We start from the raw sequence: 17,517 nt of genomic DNA on the forward strand, positions 1-17,517 counted from the left end.
GGCGCTCCGTTTCAGACAGGCAAGGAGACCCTTGATGGCCAGCGAAAAGACCGTTCTGATCACCGGCACCTCCTCCGGCATCGGCCTCGCCGCCGCCGTGGCCGCCGCCCAGGCCGACTGGACCACCATCGCGACCATGCGCGACACCGGAAAGGCCGAGACCCTGCTCAAGGCGGCGGCCGAGCACGCGGTCGCCGACCGCATCCAGGTCAAGCGCCTGGACGTCGCCGACGCCGACAGCGTCGCCGCGTGCTTCGACGAGGTGATCGCCGAGCACGGCCGCCTCGACGCCCTGGTCAACAACGCCGGCGCCGCCCAGGTCGGCACCATCGAGCAGATGAGCCTCGACGCCGTCCGCGCCACGATGGAGGTCAACTTCTTCGGCGTCGTCGCCACCACCCGCGCCGCCCTGCCCCACCTGCGCGCCTCCCGGGGCCGGGTGATCACCGTCACCAGTGTGGGCGGAGCCGTCGGTCAGCCCTTCAACGAGGCGTACTGTGCGGCCAAGTTCGCCGTCGAGGGCTTCATGCAGTCGCTCTCCCCCGTGGCCGACACCGTCGGCGTCGACGTCACCGTGGTCGAACCGGGCGCGGTGGCCAGCGAGTTCGTGTCCAACCTCGGCCTGGACATCCCCGCCCTGCTTGCGGCGTCCGGACCGTACGCCCCGGCCCTCCAGGCGTACATCACCCGCACGCGGACGTCCTTCGGGAACGCCCAGACGCCGTTCGAGGCCGCGGCCCCGATCATCGAGGCCCTGACCGCGGACCACCCCCCGTTCCGCGTGCAGACCTCCGACTGGGCGCGCGAGTTCGTCGGCACCACGCTCGCCGACCTCGACGGCGCCGCCGTCCAGAGCCTCACCCGCTCCTGGCTCCGCTGAAGCACTCCACGTCAGCCGACCGGCACCTCGGCGCGCGCTCCGGCGGCAGGTGGACGGATGCCCCCGCACGGCGGCTCACCAGACCCGGTCCTCCGCCCCTCACACCGCGGCTTCGTCGGTGCCGCCGCCGCCGTCCAGCAGTTCACCGGCCGTGCGGTGGATCTTGCCCAGTGCGGCCATCAGGTGTCTCCACTCGGTGGCGGTGAGTTGAGCCGTGACCCGCTCCTCCAGCAGGCGGCGCTCCCGTTCGACAGGCTCCCGCAGTGCGCGTCCCTCGTCGGTGAGCCACAGCCGGACCAGTCGGCTGTCCCGGTCGTCAGGGCGTCGGACGAGCAGCCCGGAGGCCGCCATGCGCGTGGCCATCTTGGTCACGGTGGGCGTGGTGACCTGCAGTTCGGCCGCGATGGCGCCCGGAGTGCGGCCGTCGGCCTCCCAGAGCAGGGCGAGCAGGTGGTTCTGCCCCAGGTGCAGGCCGTGCCGCCGCATGTCGCGGTCCGCCAGGGCGCGTAGGGCCTTCGACGTCCTGCCGTGCAGATCGAGGAACTCGGACATCGCGGCCTTCCGGTGGGGCGGAACACGACCGCGGGGCGACGGCGGGCGGTTCGGTTGACGGCTCATGATGCACCGGCTAACGTCCCCCACGCATTTTCATTAGTCGGCTAATGAACTGAGGTGTCTCATGTTACTCGTCACCGGCTCCACCGGACGTGTCGGCCGTGAACTCGTGCGCGAACTCGACGCACGGGGCGCCGACTTCCGCCTCCTGGTCCGCGATCCCGCCCGCGCGGCCGACCTCCCCGTACGAGCCGAGCGCCGCATCGGCGACCTCGACGCCCCCGCCACCCTCGCCGCCGCCTTCCGAGGTGCCGACGCCTTGTTCCTGCCCACCCCGGGGATCGGCATCGACCACACCGCCCATGCCGTACGCGCCGCGCGCGAGGCCGGCGTCCGCCGCATCGTGCACCTGTCGTCCTTCAACGTGCTCGGCGACCCGATGCCCGCCATGGGGCGCTGGCACCACGCGCGTGAGCAACTCATCCGCGCGAGCGGCATCCCCGCCACCTTCCTGCGCCCCGGCGGCTTCATGACCAACGCCTTCGACTGGCTGCCGACCCTGCGCGAGGGGCGATACGTCCTCGACCCGACGGGCCCCGGCCGAAACGCACCCGTGGACCCCGCCGACATCGCCGCCGTCGCCGCGACCGCGCTGACCGAGGACGGCCACGAGGGCACCGCGTGCGTCCTCACCGGCGGCGAACTCTTCACGGTCGCCGAGCAGGTCCGCGTCCTCGCCGAGACCATCGGCCGCCCCTTGGACGTACGCGAAGTGGCCACGCCCGACGAGGCCGTACGGTCCCGCTTCCCCGGCGGAGCTCCGCCCGCCCTCGCCGAGGCCCTCGCCGAAGGCTTCGCTCTCATGCGCGCCGACACCGCGGGCCTGCGCACCGACACGGTAGAGCGCCTCCTTCGGCGTAACCCCCGTACGTTCGCGCAATGGTGCGCACGCCACGCGGACACGTTCCGAGCAGCCCTGGCGGGATGACCTGACGGCAGGTCGGCCAAGGCCTCGAACCCTCACGCCAGGTTCTTCTCCATGGCTGTGACGTAGTTCTTGACGGGGTGGTCGCGCAGAGCGTCGCCGGCGAGGGCGAGGGGGTCGGCGGTGGCGCCCTTGACCCGGTCCGCCAGCGCGCCCATCAGCGGCATGGAGGAGCGGACGCGGCCGCTCGCGTCGATGTAGTGCAAGGTCTCGACGTGGGTGTAGGCGGGCTCGGGCGGCAGCTGCGGGACGATGTCGTTGTTGTTGACGTAGCGGTGCAAGCGGTCTTTGAAGGTCTTGTTGCAGGAAGCCGCCAGGAGCCGGTCGCAGGTACGGGGCTGGCCGTAGGTGTAGATGCCGTCCGCCTGCAGCCGCGGCTCCTCCAGGTACATGCGGCAGCCCGCGAGCATCGCGAGTGCGCCGCCGAGGCTGTGTCCGGTGAACCACACGCTCTGCTCGTTGTCGCGGAAGTCCGCAAGCGTGTCCCTCACGGCGGGGAAGACCGAGTCGAGGGCCTGGCCGAAGCCGTAGTGGATGTAGCCGGTCCTGCCCGGCCACGGAGGCGTGGTGGCGTCCGAGAGCCAGTCCCGGATCTGCGCGGGCTCAGTGCCCCGGAACCCCGTGATGATCATCTTGTCGCTGGCGATCGTGTACGCCTGGGTGTCCGCCAGCGGGAACGGCGGGGTGAACCGCGTGTGGTGGTGACGCACCCGGTCGAAGCCCCAGCCTCGCGCCGTGGCCTCGACGGTGGCCTCGTCCTTGTAGGCGAGGGCGGCGGCCTTGACCATCCAGTACGCGAGCTGGGGGCTGTGCTTCGTGGCGGTGTGGTCGATCGTGGACGGTACGGACACGGCCTCTCTCCCGGCCATGGTGAGGAGTGGGATCGCCCGCGGAGCGTCCCGCGGGCCGAAACGCCGGCCGGTCCGGGCCGACCGGGCAGCCAGACGCTATGCGGGAACCGGTGCGGTTCCCGGCTCCCACAGGCCGGCCGATCCGCAGGAACGATCCCTCGTCACCCGGACGGACCGGGCTCGCTCGCGACCAGGGGGCTTCGATGAGGCGGTCACCCCACAGGTGCGGCGGCCTGGGCCGAATCCGAGCGGAAGCCGTGGCCTACCTCGGGAGCGAGCCCGTGGTAGTGGCGGAAGTTGTAGATGACTAGCGGTCGCAGCGCTCTTCGCCTGCACCTGCGTCTGGCGGAGGCGGACCTGACGCCCGTCTGAGGCCTCCGCACGACACGCGCCACGTGGCCCTGGCGCCGAAGGGTGAGATGCGCGGCCTGCCCACCGGCCCGCTATATGTTCCGAAGAGCAGGACGGCGACCACCACTCCGCACGCGAACGTAAGGGACCGCCACCGTGACCGGACGCATCCCCGAGCCAGCCGAGAGAACGAGTCCGCACGGGCCCGTCGGTGAGCACCGGTGGCCGATGGCCGCGGCCGTCGTCGCCGCCATGGCGCTGACCCTCCTGCTTCCCGACGACCTCCGTCTGGCGCCTCGCTGGGTGCTCCCTGCCGTCGAGGGACTGCTGCTGCTCGCGCTCATCGCCGGTGACCCGGGGCGGATCGACCGGCGCTCGACGGTGCTGCGCTCCCTGTCGATCGCCCTGGTGGGCGTGCTCGCGCTCAGCGCCGTCTGGTCCACCGTCCGGCTGGTCGACGACATCCTCCAGGGCGGCAAGGAGACCGCTTCCGCCACCAGCCTGCTGCAGAGCGGAAGCACGGTGTGGGCCTGCACGGTCCTCGCCTTCTCCCTGCTCTACTTCGAGCTCGACTGCGGCGGGGCCGCGGCGCGCGCCCACCACATGCCCGCAGCGCCGGCGCTCGCCTTCCCCCAGCAGCTCAACCCCGAAGTGGCGAGCGCCGACTGGCGGCCCCAGTTCGTCGACTACCTCTACCTCGCGCTGACCAACGCCACCGCGTTCAGCCCCACGGACGTCATGCCCCTGGCCCCGTGGGCGAAGATCACCATGGGCGTCCAGTCCCTCGTCTCCCTGCTCATCCTCGGCCTGGTGGTCGCCCGCGCGGTCAACGTCCTGGCCTGACCCGCGGCCATGTCGACGAGCCCCATGGCCCGCATGGACGTGACGGAAGTCTTACGGACCGGCGCGGGCTCCCGCTGATCCCTGATCCGGTCCGTAGCGTCGCTCCCATGCGTGTACTCGTCACAGGAGGAGCCGGATTCATCGGCTCGCACATCGTCACCGCCCTCACGGAGGCCGGGCACGAGCCGGTGGTTCTCGACGCCCTGCTGCCCAGCGCGCACGGCGTGGCCCCGGAGCTGCCGGCCGTGGAGTTCCTCCACGCGGACGTCCGGGATCGGCTCGCGGTCCACGCCGCACTGCACGGCGTCGACGCGGTGTGCCACCAGGCCGCCATGGTCGGTCTCGGCAAGGAGTTCGCCGACGCCCCGGAGTACGTGGGCAGCAACGACCTCGGTACGGCGGTGCTGCTCGCCGCCATGGCGGACGCCGGCGTGCGGCGGCTCGTCCTCGCCGGGTCGATGGTCGTGTACGGGGAGGGGCGGTACGAGTGCCCCGCGCACGGTGCCGTACGGCCCGGCGCCCGCCTGCCCCAGGACCTCGCCGCCGGCCGCTTCGAGCCGCGCTGCCCCGCCTGCGGCGCCGAACCCGCCCCCGGCCTGGTCGCGGAGGACGCCCCCGTCGACCCCCGCAACGTGTACGCGACGACGAAGCTCGCCCAGGAGCACCTGGCGGCGGCATGGGCGCGCGCGGTGGGCGGCACGGCGGTCTCGCTGCGCTACCACAACGTGTACGGGCCGGGGATGCCCCGCGACACCCCGTACGCCGGTGTGGCCTCCCTCTTCCGCTCGGCCCTCGCCCGGGGCGAGGCGCCCCGCGTCTTCGAGGACGGCGGTCAGCGTCGGGACTTCGTGCACGTACGGGATGTGGCGGCGGCGAACCTGGTCGCCCTCGAGGCCGCCGACGGTCTGCCGGCCCGCGCGCTCAGCACGTACAACACCGGCAGCGGCGAGCCGCACACCGTGGGCGACATGGCCCTCGCGCTCGCCCGGGCGTGCGGTGGCCCCGAGCCCGTGGTGACGGGCGAGTACCGTCTCGGCGACGTCCGGCACGTCACCGCCGACTCGTCGCGGCTGCGCGGCGAGCTCGGCTGGCGACCCGTGGTCGGCTTCGCCGAGGGCATGACGGAGTTCGCCGGGGCCGGACAGCGGGCCTCGGTGGGCCTCTCCTGACCCCGGTCAGTTCGCCGCCGCCGGCAGGGTGACTTCGAAGCGGCAGCCGCCGGGGACGTTGCGGACCTCGGCGCGGCCCGCGTGGGCCTCGACGATGCCGCGGACGATGGCGAGGCCGAGCCCGGCCCCGGCCGGCGGGGTGCGGGCCTCGGTGCCGCGCCAGCCGGTGTCGAACACGCGGGTGAGGTCCTCGTCGGGGATGCCTCCGCAGCCGTCGGTGACGGACAGGACGACGGCGTCCGCGCGGTGTTCGGCCGCGACCGCGACGGTCCCGTCGGCCGGCGTGTGACGGATGGCGTTGACGAGGAGGTTCGCGAGGACCCGGGTCATCTCCTTGCCGTCCACCTCGACGGGCACAGCCGCGACCTCCTCTCCCACGAGCCGCACCCTGTGCTCGCGGGCCAGCGGGTCGGCTCCGCTCAGGGCGTCGCCGACCAGGTCGTACACGGACATGCGGCTGGGGCTGAGGATCAGGGCGCCGGCGTGGATGCGGGAGAGTTCGAAGAGGTCGGTGACCATGGCGGTCAGGCGCTCCACCTCGGTGCGGATCTGCCGGTGGTAGCGGGCGGGGTCGTCGGCCATGCCGTCCTCCAGGGCCTCCGCCATGGCGCGCAGCCCCGCCAGCGGGGTGCGCAGATCGTGGGAGATCCAGGCGACGAGCTCCCGGCGGGAGGCCTCGAGGGAGCGCTCGCGGGCCCGGGACGCTTCGAGCTTCGCGCTGGTGGCGGCCAGCTCGCGGGTGAGCGCGGCGAGTTCGGCGGTGGCCGCGCCGTCGGGCGCCGAGAAGCTGCCGCCGTCGCCGAAGTCGCGTGCGGCGCGGGCGAGGGCCCGGCTGCGGGCCACCACCCAGCGGCCGAGCACGAGGGCGGTGCCGAGCGAGACGAGGGCCGCCATGGCGACGACGACCGTCACCACCCACAGGTCGTGCCCCGACAGGAACATCGCCTGCGCGACGGCGAGCGTCCCGGCGAGCATCGCCGTCACCGTGACGGCCGCGACCACCGTCAGCGAGACCGCGACCGAACGGTGCCGTACGAGACGGAGGACGACCGCTCCGGCGAGACCGGCGCAGACGGCTCCCGCCAGGGCGAAACCGGCGATCAGCAGGACGTCCTTCATGCCGCTCCCCCGTCGTTCCGCGGCTCGAAGCGGTATCCGACGCCCCATACGGTCTGGATGAGCCGGGGTCGCGCCGGATCGTCCTCGATCTTGGCGCGCAGACGCCGCACATGGACCGTGACCGTGGACAGGTCGCCGAAGTCCCAGCCCCACACCCCGCGCATCAGCTCCTCTCTGGTGTGCGCGGCGCCGGGCCGCTCCAGGAAGTACGCGAGGAGGTCGAACTCACGGAGGGTGAGGGCGAGTTCGCGGCCGCCTCGGGTGGCCCTCCGGGTGACCGGGTCGACGGTGAGGTCCGCAGCACGCAGGACCGACCGGCCGACCGCCGGCCCGGCTCCGCGACTGCGCCGCAGCACGGACTCGACGCGCAGTACGAGCTCGCGCGGGCTGAACGGCTTCGTCACGTAGTCGTCCGCGCCCACCTCAAGGCCCGTGATCCGGTCCTCCTCGTCGCCCCGCGCGGTCAGCATGATCACCGGGACGGGTCCGGCGGCGCGCAGCCGCCGGCACACCTCGAGACCGTCGAGACCGGGCAGCATCAGGTCGAGCACCACGAGGTCCGGCCGCCGTTCCCCGGCCCGCAGCAGGGCGTCGGGGCCGTCGGCCGCGTGCTCCACGGCGAAGCCGGACCTGCCGAGGTATCCGGTCACCACCTCGGCCACGGTCGGATCGTCGTCGACCACCAGGATCCTGGCCGGGGACGGCGGGGCGCTGTGCTCGCTCATGCCGCACAGCGTCGCATCCTCCCGCCGGGCGGTCACCGCCACCCGGGCGTACGTCGGAGGACGTTCGCGTTTCGTAAGGAGTGGAGCGGCCCCGGAAGGCCCCCCGGTTCCTACGGTGAGGCATGTGACCCCCATGACCGTAGATGTCGTCCTTCCCTGCCTCGACGAGGCGGATGCCCTGCCCTGGGTTCTGGCCCGCGTTCCGGCCGGATGGCGGGCGATCGTCGTCGACAACGGCTCCTCCGACGGATCGGCGGCCGTCGCCGCCGCGCTCGGCGCCACCGTCGTGCACGAGCCCCGGCGCGGCTTCGGCGCCGCCTGCCACGCCGGACTGCTCGCCTCCGACGCCGAGTTCGTCTGCTTCTGCGACTGCGACGCCTCCCTCGATCCCGGCTTGCTGCCCGGCCTCGTCGGCGCGGTGGCCGACGGCTCCGCCGACCTGATGCTGGGCCGCAGGCGCCCCACCGAGCGCGGCGCGTGGCCGGCGCACGCCCGCGCCGGGAACCTCGCCCTGTCCCGGCTGCTGCGCCGGCGCACCGGGCTGCGGCTGCACGACCTCGGGCCCCTGCGGGCGGCCCGCCGCGAGGCGCTGCTCGGGCTCGGTCTCGACGACCGGCGCAGCGGCTACCCGCTGCAGATGGTCGTCCGGGCGGCCGACGCGGGCTGGCGGGTGCGCGAGGTCGACGTCCCGTACCTGCCCCGGGCCGGCCGGTCCAAGGTCACGGGCACGTGGAAGGGCACGTGGCAGGCGGTCCACGACATGCGCAAGGTGCTCGACGAGCCGGCGCCGACGGGCGGTGGCCGTCCGTGATCACCTTCCTTCCGGACGAACCGGCAGCATCGGGCGGTGGCCGCCCGTGATCACGCCCCACGTCACCACGCCCCTCGTCACCACACCCTTCGTCACCACACCCCACGTCACCACGCCCCTCGTCACCACCCTCCTCGTCATCGCCAAGGAGCCCCGGCCCGGCCGCGTCAAGACCCGGCTCACTCCCCCGTTCACCCCCGAGGAGGCCGCCGCGCTCGCCGAGGCCTCGCTCGCCGACACGCTCTCCGCCGCCGCGCGCGTCCCCGCGGACCGGCACGTCCTCGTGCTCGACGGGCGGCCCGGAGCGTGGCTGCCACCGGGCTTCGCGGTCGTCCCCCAGACCGGCGGCGGGCTCGACGTGCGCCTTGCCGCCGCGTTCGCCGGCTGCCCGGGACCGGCCCTGCTCATCGGCATGGACACTCCACAGGTCACACCGGAGCTCCTGGCCCCCGCGCTGCGCTGGGACGCGTACGACGCCTGGTTCGGTGCCGCCGCCGACGGCGGATTCTGGGCCCTCGGTCTCGCCCGCCCCGCCCCTTCCCTCCTCCACGGCGTCCCCATGTCCGCACCCGACACCGGGGCCGTCCAGTACGCCCGCCTGCGGGCGGCCGGGCTGCGCGTCGGCTCCCTGCCCGTCCTGCGGGACGTGGACACGGCGTCGGACGCCCGGCAGGTGGCGGCCGACGCGCCGGGGACCCGTTTCGCCGCCCGGTACGCCGAGCTCACCGCCGCGACCACGGGAGCGGGCCGTTGACCACGACCACGGCGTGGCGGGCCGACCCGTACGACTGCGCCCTGCGCACCGGCAGGGGCCCGCTGTTCCTGCGCCGGCACGACGGCTGGCTCCTGCCGCTCGAGATCGAGCGCTGGTGCACTGCCCCCGACAGCGCCGACCGCTCGGTGCTCGACCGGTGTCGGGGCGCCGTCCTCGACGTCGGCTGCGGGCCGGGCCGGCTCGTCGCCGCGCTGGCCGCCGAGGGCCGGCGCGCCCTGGGTGTCGACGTCAGCCCCGAGGCCGTCGCCCGCACGCTGCGGCTCGGCGGGGCGGCCCTGTGCCGGTCGGTCTTCGCACCGCTGCCCGCCGAGGGGCGCTGGGACACCGCGCTGCTCATCGACGGCAACATAGGGATCGGTGGCGACCCGACCGCCCTGCTGCGCCGGCTCCGGCAGATCGTGTCGCCTTCCGGGCGCGCCCTCGTGGAATGCGCGTCCGTGGACGTCGACGAGTGCTGCGAGGTACGGGTCGACGACGGCCGGGGCGGGCGCGGGGCGCCGTTCCCCTGGGCCCGGGTCGGCTGCCGCGCCCTGGCCGCGCACGCGCGACGTGCCGGGTGGGACGTGTGCGAACAATGGGCCCTGGACGGGCGTACGTTCCTGTCGCTCGGCGCCCCTCAGTCGTCCGCCGCCTCCCGCCCCTGACGGCGCTCCCGCCCCTGCCGTACGGCGAACAGCACGCCCGTCACCACGGTCACGGCCACCAGGACGATCGCGAGGTTCCGCCCGTACGGGAGGGGCAGCGCCGAGGGGTTGGGCGGCGCTCCCGGCCGTACGAGGAGAGGGAGCGCCACGAGGACCACGCTCCCCGCGACCAGCAACGCCCCACGCAAGAGGCCCCGTCGGCGCCGTCCCACGAGCAGCAGTCCCACGGCCAGGACGAGGGGGGCGACGATCCCGTCGTGCAGGACGAGCGCGCCCGCCAGCCACACGAACACACCGAGCGGATCCGGCCGGTCCGCCACCAGCCACGCTCCGAGCCCCACGAGGGCGACGCCCAGCGCGCCGAGCCCGTACCGCAGCACGCTGACCGTTCTCACAGCACCTCCAGCCTGTGCACCCACTTCGTCTGCAGGACCCCGGGCCTGTCGGGGGCGATGATCCGCGCCGGGAAGCCGTGATCGAGCGTGAGCGGCCGCCCGTTGAGGGTGAGGGCGAGGAGGGTGAGCGGATCGTCCGCGTACTCCGCGCCCATCTCCATCACCCGGTAGGCCCCACTCACTTCAAGCGACGTCACCCGCACGGCGTCCCGGCCGGGCCGGCCGCCGGCCCGCTCGATCAGGTCCCGGAGGCGTACTCCGCCCCAGTCGGCGCCGACGCTCCAGCCTTCGACGCAGGCGATCGGCAGCCGGGCTCCGGCGTGGGGCATCGATCTGAGGGCGTCGAGTGTGAGGACGTACGGGCGGGGTCCCGCGACCTCCAGACGCCAGCCCGCCAGACGGCGCGCCGTCACGCCGGCCGCGGCGGCCGTCCGGTTCACGGGCAGTCCCTGCGGGCCGTGGTCGGGATGCCGGGGTGCGAGCAGGTCGAAGGCCTTCAGAGGGGTGAAGGACTGGCCGACGGTCGTCAGCGTCACCACGCCGACGGCGCCGCCGGTGGCGAGGAGCAACGAGCGCCGGTCGACGGCGTCCTGGACCGGCAGGGCCCCGGTGCCCGCCGAGCGACGGCCCCAGTGGTCCCTGATCTCGGGGGCCTTGACGGCGAGGTGCAGCAGGATCGAGCCGGTCGCCACCCAGGCGACGGCGAAGTGGACGGGGACGAAGGCGAAGGGCCACGGGTACCACTCGACGATGTTGAGCAGCCCCGTCAGCACCTCGAACACGGCCGAGGCCACGAGGACCGCGACGGACAGCCGCTCAAGGGCGTGCCGCACGGACCGCACCGGCGGCCACACGAACAACCGGGGGTACACCGCCCACAGTTTGACGAGCAGCAGCACGATCGCCGCCAGTCCGGTGGCGACGTGGAGGCCCTGGGTGAACGCGTAACCCCAGACCGGCCGGGAGGGCAGACGGTCGGCGAGCCAGGCCGGCGGGTGTTGCAGGTAGTGGCTGACGAGGCCGGTGACGAGGCAGACGGCGAAGGCCGCCCCGAGCCACCGGCCGACGGCCGTCGCGGTTCTGGCGTCGTGGAGGCGCCCGGCGAACGCGGGCGGCCGGACGGCCGGTGGCCGGAACGCGGGCCGCGGCAGCCGGGGCATACGGATCGTCATGCCGTCCATGACACCGCGGCGTGCGGCGGCGTGGGCGGTCCGACACCTTACGAAACCCGAACGCTCCGCCGGGTCTCCTCCGCCCCCGTCGTACGCGCTGCCAGTCTGCGCCCATGACCCGCGACCGCCGTCTCCCGCTTCCCGTCGTCGTCACCACGCTCCTGCTGTCGCTCCTGACCGCGTCGCTGGCCCTGCTGCTCCGCTCGGGCGCGCACGGAACCGGCTTCCTGGCCGAGTACGCGGGTGCGTGGGCGGTGTTCGCGGCGGCCGCGATCGCCCTGCGTCGTGTCCCCCGCCGGCACGTCGTCCCGCTCGTCCTCGCCGGGGCGGTCGCGGTGACGGCGACGGGCCTGGTGGCGGCGCCGCGGACGAGCACGGACTCCTACCGGTACGCGTGGGACGGCCGGGTTCAGGCGTCCGGCACCTCCCCGTACGATCACGCGCCCGCGGACCCGGCCCTCGCCGGGCTCCGGGACGACTGGCTCTTCCCGCGCGCCGCGGTCTGCGAGCGGGACGGCGCCGCGCTCGCGCCCCTCGGCGACGGCCGGTGCACCCGGATCAACAGGCCTGCTGTCCATACGATCTACCCTCCGGTGGCCGAGGGCTGGTTCCTCCTCGTCCACGCCCTGTCTCCGCGAGGCGTCCGCCACAAGGGGCTCCAGGCGGGCTCGGCCGTTCTCGCGCTGGCCGTCAGCGGCCTCCTGCTCGGCGCTCTGCGCCGGCGAGGGGATCCGCGCAGGGCCGCCCTGTGGGCGTGGTGCCCGGCGGTCCCCGTCGAGGCGGTGAACAACGCCCACGTCGACGTCCTGGCCGTGCTCCTGTCCGTCGGCGCGCTCGTTCTGCTGGCAGACCGCCGCCACGTCACGGGCGGAGTGCTGCTCGGTCTGGCCGTCGCCGCGAAGCTGTTGCCCGCGGTGCTGCTGCCCGGGGCGCTGTCCGGAATCCGACGGGCCCGTACGGTCGCGGCCGTGACGCTGACGGCCGCGGGGACGGTGGCGCTGACGTACCTGCCGTACGTCCTCCTCTCCGACGGTTCGGTCCTGGGCTACCTGAGCGGCTACGCCCGGGAGGAGGGCTACGACGACGCGGGCGCGGGCGGCCGCTACGCCCTGCTCCGCCTCGTGCTGCCCGACACCTGGGCGCTGCCCGTGGCGCTCCTCGGCATCGCGGCGGTGTCGGCGGCGGTGTGGTGGCGCGGCGACCCCGAACGCCCCTGGCACGGCGCCCTGTCGACCACGGGCTTCACGTTCCTCCTGCTGACTCCCGGCTACTCCTGGTACGCCCTGCTGCTCATCGCCCTCGTCGCCCTGGACGGCCGCTGGGAGTGGCTCGGCGTCGCCCTGGCCGGCGCGGTGGCGTACCTCGCGGGCCCGGTGGTGGTGTCCGCCGCGTACGGGGCGGCGGGGATCCTGGTCGTCGTCGTGTGGTGGTCACGACGACGGAGCGTGGGACGCCGCAGCATGAGCGTCGGCCTGCGCAGCGTGTCCAGTCCCACGAGGTGACGCGCTTTCTCCCGGAAAGCCGCGACCACGAACCGCAACGCGCAAGGCGAGAACGGGATGTTTCCGGCGGGATCTGACGCCCGTTCCGGAACGTGGGAGTCCTCGGGAGTGGCGTCTGCGGCCCTCTTGTCAGCGCGTTCGCCCGCTCCCTACCTTTGTGCAGCGAGTCCCGGCCCAGCGGGTCCACCGGCCCGCGTCGGCCATTGTCCGCTCCTCAGTGCACGACACACGATGGAGGCGTCACATGCCCTTAGCCGTGCCGGATCTTCTGGAAACCGTTGGATTCCGCGACGCGGGTCCGCTGGAGATCGACGACGAGGCGATCGCGTTCGAGGACGACGACCGCGGTGACCGCGAGCACACGGCGTGTCTCGCCGACCCCTGGGTGACCGCCACCACCCGCTTCGCCTGTGACCTGAACTCGTAGCGGTGGCCGTCTCCATCGCCGGCCGCAGCGGCTGGTCCGACGCCACATGGTCGTACCTCAACGATCCGCGGATGCCGGCGATGGAGCACGGATGGAAACTGCACGTCTCGGCGCGTCCCGGCGACCTCGACGCCGTGACCCGGCTCGTCCTGCCGGTGCTGTCCCGGTACGTCTGCCACGCGAAGTTCGCCCGTGACCCGGAGACCCTGCGCCGCCTCAACTCCGGGGTGGTGAGCGCCGGAGCCGTCGGCAAGGCGATCACCGTCTACCCCGTGGCCGATGCCGTGGTCGACGTCGCCCGGGACCTCGCCGCCGTACTGCGTGACCGGGAGGGCCCGCGGGTCGTCAGCGACCGGCGGGTCGACCCGAGGGCCCCGGTCTACTACCGCTACGGCCCCTTCACGGGCGACTACCGCACCGGCCGGAGCGGACGGCTCGAGTCGGTCATGACCGGGCCGGACGGCCGGATCTTCGACGGCCTGGCCGTCGGCCGCTACCGGTGCCCTCCCTGGGCAGAGGACCCCTTCGCGACCGGCTCCGGGCGCGGTGACGAGCGGGCCGTCGCGCCCGGCTTCGGCGGCGGGCGCTACACCGTCACCGCGGGCATCGCCCGCGCACCCCGGGGCAACGTCTACCGCGCGGTCGACCGCACCCACGGGCGGCCGGTGGTGGTCAAACAGGCGAGGGCCTTCGTGGGCGAGGACGCATCCGGTACGGACGCCCGCCACCGGCTGCGCAACGAGCGCACGGTCCTGGCCGCGCTCGACGGCGTCACGGGCGTACCGCGCGCGCTGGACTACTTCGCTCACCAGTCGGACGAGTATCTGGTGATGAGCGACTGCGGCACGCGGGACCTGCGCAGGGACGTTCTGCTGAACGGCCCCTACCGGGACGACGACACCCGGTCGGCGCGCGGCCTGCCGGCCCTCGCCTCCCGGCTCCTGCGCGTCCTGGACGCGGTCCACGGCCGGAACGTGGTCGTCCGCGACCTCAAGCCCGACAACGTCGTACTCGACGACTCGGGCCCCGGCCGGTGCCACGTGATCGACTTCGGGATCAGCGAGTGGGACGGCACCGGCCCCGGAGGGGCGACCCCCGGATACAGCGAGCCCGTTCTGCCCGCGACGGGACCGGCCGCCGCAGCCGACGACTACTACGCCCTCGGCGCGACCCTCTTCTTCGCCGCCACCGGCATGGACCCGGTGATCGTCGACGCCAACCACGAGGTCAATCGGGACCGGACCCTGGCCTGCCTGGCAGGGGCACTCCCCGGGCACGCCCACCGGGGCATCCGGGCGACGATCACCGGCCTGCTGAGCTTCGACCCGGCCGTACGGACCGTCTCGGCCGAGCGTCTGCGCTCCGGCACGCCCGGAACCGTACGCGGGCCCGCGCGCCCCCGGATCGACGGCGACCTGCTGGACGAGATCATCGCGCACACGACCGCCTTCTGCGTGGGTGAAGCGCAGGCGATCGTGGACCCGGAACGGGCCGCACAGCTGAACGTTCCCACCTCGATCGACGTCTACGGCGGCAGTGCGGGGCTCGGCCTCGAACTCCTGCACCACGCCCACCGGCCCCATGTGCGTTCGACCGTAGCCGAGTTGGCGCACTGGACGGCGGAGCAGTCGCGGAACCTGCCGCCCGGCTTCTACACCGGGCGCACCGGCGTCGAACTCTTCCTCACCCAGGCGGCGTCACGGGCGGGGGCAGCCGTCGAAGCGAAGTCCGGACACCCCGTGCTGCCGGACCGCGCGCCGGACGGCGGGCCTCCGGAGGCGGACCTGATCGCGGGCGCCGCCGGAACCGGCCTCGGCCGACTGCTCCTCGCCCGGCACGCCCTCGGCTCCGGGCAGCGGCACGCGGCGGACCGGCACCTCGCCGTCGCCGCCGACTGCGACCGGATGCTGGCATCGGGCACCGCCCGACTGACCCCGGCCGGTGCGGACACGGCCGGCAGCGCCGCGCTCCGTGAGGGCATCGCGCACGGCGAGGCGGGCGTCGCCTGGTTCCTGCTCGAGTACGGCGCCGCGACCGCGGACCCGGACGCGATCAGCCGCTCCGAGAAGGCCGCCGCACGCCTGGCCGTCCTGACACCGGACATCATCGCGGCGGCGGCCGCACCGGGGGCGACGCGCCGCTACGGCTCGTGGTGCCGGGGCCTGGCCGGCATCGGGAGCGTGCTCGTCCGGGCCGCCGAACGCCTCGACGAGCCCGGACACCTCGACCTCGCCCGGCGGGCCGCGCGGGCCTGTGCCGCACTGGCACCGCGGATGCCGCTGGTCACGCAGTGCTGCGGCCTTGCCGGAGTGGGCGAACTGATGGTGGACCTCGCGGAGGCCTCCGCGTCCGAGGAGTTCCGGGACGCGGCCGAGACCGTCGCCCTGCTCATCCTGAGCCGCAGCGGCGGCACATGGTCCCGGCCGGTGTTCCCGGACACCGGTCTCGCCCGGGCGAGCGGCACGTGGGCCGGTGGCTCCGCGGGCGTGCTCGCCTTCTTCCGACGTCTGCGCGACCCGGGCGGCCCGCGGCTCGGCTTCGCATGAGTCCCACGAGCCCGCCTTCCTCCACCACGGCGGTGTCAGTCGGCTGACGTATCGTTCCCGGCACCTCACACCGACTGGTAGGACCAAGAGAATTGACTGAGCTGTCCGCTTTCCCGCTGCCCTTTCACGCCGCCCGTTCCCTGCCGTTCGCACATCCCCGAACGCTGAGGGAACTTCAGATGATGCAGTGCAGCTCGCACCTCAGGGCGAAGCCCGGATGGTTCGACAAGATGAACGACGCCGACATCGTCTCCCGGTGGACGCGGGAAGCACTCGACCAGGGCCTCACCGAGGCGCAGGTTCGTTACGTGCTCGCCGAACTCGCCCATTACGCCTCGCTGCGGGACGAACGAACCGGCATCGAGGTGTCGGCCGTCGACGGCGTGTGGCAGTCGGACGCCATGCTCGACGACAAGCTCAGGAGCCGGCTGCGCGAGGCCGTCCGGGTTCTGGAAGAGGTCCCCGAGGCGGAACGGGACTGGCATCCCGGGTCCGACGGCCAGGTGCTCGATCTGGTTCATCCGTCCCTGTTCTGCCTCGTGAACGAGGTGAGCGGCGCCCCCGAGCGGGCCTGGCGCAACCCGACGAACCACTACTCGCGGTACGAGTTCTCGGAGAGGTTCCAGTGGCTGCCCACGGACGTCGAGGTCGGTGACGAAGGCGACGTCGCCTTCCGGTCGTACGTCGACAACGTCCACCCCGAGGCCCATGGCGAACTGGCCGCCGTCCTCCCGGACTTGTTCGCGCGCGTGCGCCCGCTGTTCGAGAACGTGCTCACCGACCTGCGCCATCCTCGCCCCCCGCGGATCGAGGCCGATCCGTACAAGTGGTACGGAGCGGAGCCGGAGTACCCGAGCAAGGCCTCCTACAGCGACGACGAGGCCTACGCGGAGGCCCGCCGCGCCTGGGACCAGGCGATGGACGCGTGGTGGGAGAACCGCCGCCCGGAAGTCCCGGACGCCCCGGAGTACACCCGGCCCGAGTCGCCCGAGGAGTCCGCACGGGTGGACCTGCGCGGGCGGAGTCTCCAGGTCATCGTCAAGCTCGCCACCATCCATCTCACGCCGGACAAGCCGGAGTACCAGGGCGGTTCCTGGCATGTCGAGGGGATGTTGAACGAGCGGATCGTCTCGACCGCCATCTGCTACTGGGACAGCGAGAACATCACCGAGAGCCGGCTGAGTTTCCGGGCGGCGCTGGACGACCCGGAGTACGAGCAGAACGACGACGACGGTCTGCGTGACGTCTTCGGTCTTGAGGACGAGGACGCGCTGAACCAGGTACTGGGGTCGGCGTCGACGCCGGCGGGCCGCTGTCTGGCGTTCCCGAACGTCCTGCAGCACCGCGTCGGCTCGTTCCGCCTCGCGGACGCCACCCGTCCGGGGCATCGCAAGATACTCGCGTTCTTCCTGGTCGACCCGTCGGAGAGGATCGTCTCGACGTCCGATGTGCCGCCGCAGCAGCCGTGGTCCGACACGTCGACCATGACGCTGGAACAGGCCAGGGAATACCGCGAAGAGCTCATGCGGGAACGCAAGTTCTTCGTCGACGAGCACAACGAGCAGCTCTACGAACGGGAATTCTCGCTCTGCGAGCACTGAAGGCCCGGGCGAGGCCGACCCGGAGGTGCGTCGAGGGGGGGGGGGGGGGGGGGTTCCCCCCCCCCCCCCCCCCCCAGGCGCGGGGACAGGGGGGGGGAAAGTGCCCCCTGGCCCCCCTGCATAAGGGGGGCGTGTTGTTTGCGTTTTTTCCCCAGTCTGTGTGGGT

Annotated in this window: 17 protein-coding genes; 11 read left to right on the top strand and 6 right to left on the bottom strand. The window is 73.4% G+C overall.

What is annotated here, in order from left to right; translation table 11 throughout:
- Positions 1-34 precede the first annotated feature (34 nt).
- Positions 35-880, top strand: coding sequence for an SDR family NAD(P)-dependent oxidoreductase (locus ACZ7HT_RS32730; protein WP_471172611.1), 846 nt, complete (start codon positions 35-37; stop codon positions 878-880).
- 99 nt (positions 881-979) lie between these two features.
- Here ACZ7HT_RS32730 and ACZ7HT_RS32735 read toward each other — a convergent pair whose 3' ends face one another.
- Positions 980-1,432 carry a MarR family winged helix-turn-helix transcriptional regulator gene (locus ACZ7HT_RS32735; protein WP_471172613.1) on the bottom strand — a complete coding sequence of 151 codons (453 nt, stop codon included), beginning with the start codon at positions 1,430-1,432 and terminating at the stop codon, positions 980-982.
- Positions 1,433-1,559: 127 nt separating this feature from the next.
- Here ACZ7HT_RS32735 and ACZ7HT_RS32740 point away from each other — a divergent pair, with 127 nt between their 5' ends.
- The gene (locus tag ACZ7HT_RS32740; protein WP_471172615.1) at positions 1,560-2,423 is read left to right on the top strand and encodes an NAD(P)H-binding protein; all 864 of its coding nucleotides are present in this window, start codon (positions 1,560-1,562) and stop codon (positions 2,421-2,423) included.
- Positions 2,424-2,455: 32 nt separating this feature from the next.
- Here ACZ7HT_RS32740 and ACZ7HT_RS32745 read toward each other — a convergent pair whose 3' ends face one another.
- The gene (locus ACZ7HT_RS32745; protein WP_471172616.1) at positions 2,456-3,271 is read right to left on the bottom strand and encodes a lipase family protein; all 816 of its coding nucleotides are present in this window, start codon (positions 3,269-3,271) and stop codon (positions 2,456-2,458) included.
- Between the two features lie 579 nt (positions 3,272-3,850).
- On the opposite strand from ACZ7HT_RS32745, the gene ACZ7HT_RS32750 reads away from it, so the two are divergent.
- Together ACZ7HT_RS32750 and ACZ7HT_RS32755 are read left to right on the top strand one after the other, a co-directional pair.
- Positions 3,851-4,465 carry a hypothetical protein gene (locus ACZ7HT_RS32750; protein WP_471172618.1) on the top strand — a complete coding sequence of 205 codons (615 nt, stop codon included), beginning with the start codon at positions 3,851-3,853 and terminating at the stop codon, positions 4,463-4,465.
- A 107-nt stretch (positions 4,466-4,572) separates the two neighbouring features.
- The gene (locus ACZ7HT_RS32755; protein ID WP_471172621.1) at positions 4,573-5,634 is read left to right on the top strand and encodes an NAD-dependent epimerase/dehydratase family protein; all 1,062 of its coding nucleotides are present in this window, start codon (positions 4,573-4,575) and stop codon (positions 5,632-5,634) included.
- Between the two features lie 6 nt (positions 5,635-5,640).
- Here ACZ7HT_RS32755 and ACZ7HT_RS32760 read toward each other — a convergent pair whose 3' ends face one another.
- The gene (locus ACZ7HT_RS32760) at positions 5,641-6,753 is read right to left on the bottom strand and encodes a sensor histidine kinase (protein WP_471172624.1); all 1,113 of its coding nucleotides are present in this window, start codon (positions 6,751-6,753) and stop codon (positions 5,641-5,643) included.
- Positions 6,750-7,478, bottom strand: coding sequence for a response regulator transcription factor (locus tag ACZ7HT_RS32765; protein WP_471172625.1), 729 nt, complete (start codon positions 7,476-7,478; stop codon positions 6,750-6,752). Before ACZ7HT_RS32765 ends, ACZ7HT_RS32760 begins: the two co-directional genes overlap by 4 nt.
- A gap of 133 nt (positions 7,479-7,611) precedes the next feature.
- Between ACZ7HT_RS32765 and ACZ7HT_RS32770 the strand changes: the two genes are divergently transcribed.
- The 3 genes from ACZ7HT_RS32770 (at position 7,612) to ACZ7HT_RS32780 (ending at position 9,708) form a co-directional block, all read left to right on the top strand.
- The gene (locus tag ACZ7HT_RS32770) at positions 7,612-8,289 is read left to right on the top strand and encodes a glycosyltransferase family 2 protein (RefSeq protein WP_471172656.1); all 678 of its coding nucleotides are present in this window, start codon (positions 7,612-7,614) and stop codon (positions 8,287-8,289) included.
- Positions 8,290-8,428: 139 nt separating this feature from the next.
- On the top strand, positions 8,429-9,043 hold the full coding sequence (locus tag ACZ7HT_RS32775; RefSeq protein WP_471172661.1) for a TIGR04282 family arsenosugar biosynthesis glycosyltransferase: 615 nt from the start codon (positions 8,429-8,431) through the stop codon (positions 9,041-9,043).
- Positions 9,040-9,708, top strand: coding sequence for a class I SAM-dependent methyltransferase (locus ACZ7HT_RS32780; protein WP_471172628.1), 669 nt, complete (start codon positions 9,040-9,042; stop codon positions 9,706-9,708). Before ACZ7HT_RS32775 ends, ACZ7HT_RS32780 begins: the two co-directional genes overlap by 4 nt.
- Here the strand turns inward: ACZ7HT_RS32780 and ACZ7HT_RS32785 are convergent.
- Together ACZ7HT_RS32785 and ACZ7HT_RS32790 are read right to left on the bottom strand one after the other, a co-directional pair.
- On the bottom strand, positions 9,681-10,103 hold the full coding sequence (locus tag ACZ7HT_RS32785; RefSeq protein WP_471172631.1) for a hypothetical protein: 423 nt from the start codon (positions 10,101-10,103) through the stop codon (positions 9,681-9,683). The genes ACZ7HT_RS32780 and ACZ7HT_RS32785 overlap by 28 nt on opposite strands.
- Positions 10,100-11,275 (bottom strand): molybdopterin-dependent oxidoreductase, encoded by a 1,176-nt coding sequence (locus tag ACZ7HT_RS32790; protein WP_471172634.1) that lies wholly within the window; start codon positions 11,273-11,275, stop codon positions 10,100-10,102. The genes ACZ7HT_RS32785 and ACZ7HT_RS32790 overlap by 4 nt, the downstream gene beginning before the upstream one ends.
- Before the next feature lie 113 nt (positions 11,276-11,388).
- Between ACZ7HT_RS32790 and ACZ7HT_RS32795 the strand changes: the two genes are divergently transcribed.
- The 4 genes from ACZ7HT_RS32795 to ACZ7HT_RS32810 all read left to right on the top strand — a co-directional run bounded on the left by ACZ7HT_RS32795 (position 11,389) and on the right by ACZ7HT_RS32810 (position 17,351).
- On the top strand, positions 11,389-12,777 hold the full coding sequence (locus ACZ7HT_RS32795) for a glycosyltransferase 87 family protein (RefSeq protein WP_471172636.1): 1,389 nt from the start codon (positions 11,389-11,391) through the stop codon (positions 12,775-12,777).
- A 256-nt stretch (positions 12,778-13,033) separates the two neighbouring features.
- Positions 13,034-13,204 (top strand): SflA family class IV lanthipeptide, encoded by a 171-nt coding sequence (locus tag ACZ7HT_RS32800; RefSeq protein WP_471172639.1) that lies wholly within the window; start codon positions 13,034-13,036, stop codon positions 13,202-13,204.
- A gap of 2 nt (positions 13,205-13,206) precedes the next feature.
- Complete coding sequence (gene lanL, locus ACZ7HT_RS32805) at positions 13,207-15,750, top strand: class IV lanthionine synthetase LanL (RefSeq protein WP_471172641.1); 2,544 nt, start codon at positions 13,207-13,209, stop codon at positions 15,748-15,750.
- Between the two features lie 92 nt (positions 15,751-15,842).
- Positions 15,843-17,351: a DUF4246 domain-containing protein gene (locus ACZ7HT_RS32810; protein ID WP_471172644.1), complete on the top strand. Its 1,509-nt coding sequence runs from the start codon at positions 15,843-15,845 to the stop codon at positions 17,349-17,351.
- The last annotated feature ends 166 nt before the right edge of the window (positions 17,352-17,517 follow it).

Source organism: Streptomyces sp. NPDC037410, assembly GCF_055602235.1.

Bases quoted from the DNA above. Each gene is read 5' to 3' on its own strand.
- ACZ7HT_RS32730 (WP_471172611.1), top strand. From the start codon at position 35: ATGGCCAGCGAAAAGACCGTTCTGATCACCGGCACCTCCTCCGGCATC.
- ACZ7HT_RS32735 (WP_471172613.1), bottom strand. From the start codon at position 1,432: ATGTCCGAGTTCCTCGATCTGCACGGCAGGACGTCGAAGGCCCTACGC.
- ACZ7HT_RS32740 (WP_471172615.1), top strand. From the start codon at position 1,560: ATGTTACTCGTCACCGGCTCCACCGGACGTGTCGGCCGTGAACTCGTG.
- ACZ7HT_RS32750 (WP_471172618.1), top strand. From the start codon at position 3,851: ATGGCCGCGGCCGTCGTCGCCGCCATGGCGCTGACCCTCCTGCTTCCC.
- ACZ7HT_RS32755 (WP_471172621.1), top strand. From the start codon at position 4,573: ATGCGTGTACTCGTCACAGGAGGAGCCGGATTCATCGGCTCGCACATC.
- ACZ7HT_RS32760 (WP_471172624.1), bottom strand. From the start codon at position 6,753: ATGAAGGACGTCCTGCTGATCGCCGGTTTCGCCCTGGCGGGAGCCGTC.
- ACZ7HT_RS32765 (WP_471172625.1), bottom strand. From the start codon at position 7,478: ATGAGCGAGCACAGCGCCCCGCCGTCCCCGGCCAGGATCCTGGTGGTC.
- ACZ7HT_RS32770 (WP_471172656.1), top strand. From the start codon at position 7,612: ATGACCGTAGATGTCGTCCTTCCCTGCCTCGACGAGGCGGATGCCCTG.
- ACZ7HT_RS32790 (WP_471172634.1), bottom strand. From the start codon at position 11,275: ATGACGATCCGTATGCCCCGGCTGCCGCGGCCCGCGTTCCGGCCACCG.
- ACZ7HT_RS32795 (WP_471172636.1), top strand. From the start codon at position 11,389: ATGACCCGCGACCGCCGTCTCCCGCTTCCCGTCGTCGTCACCACGCTC.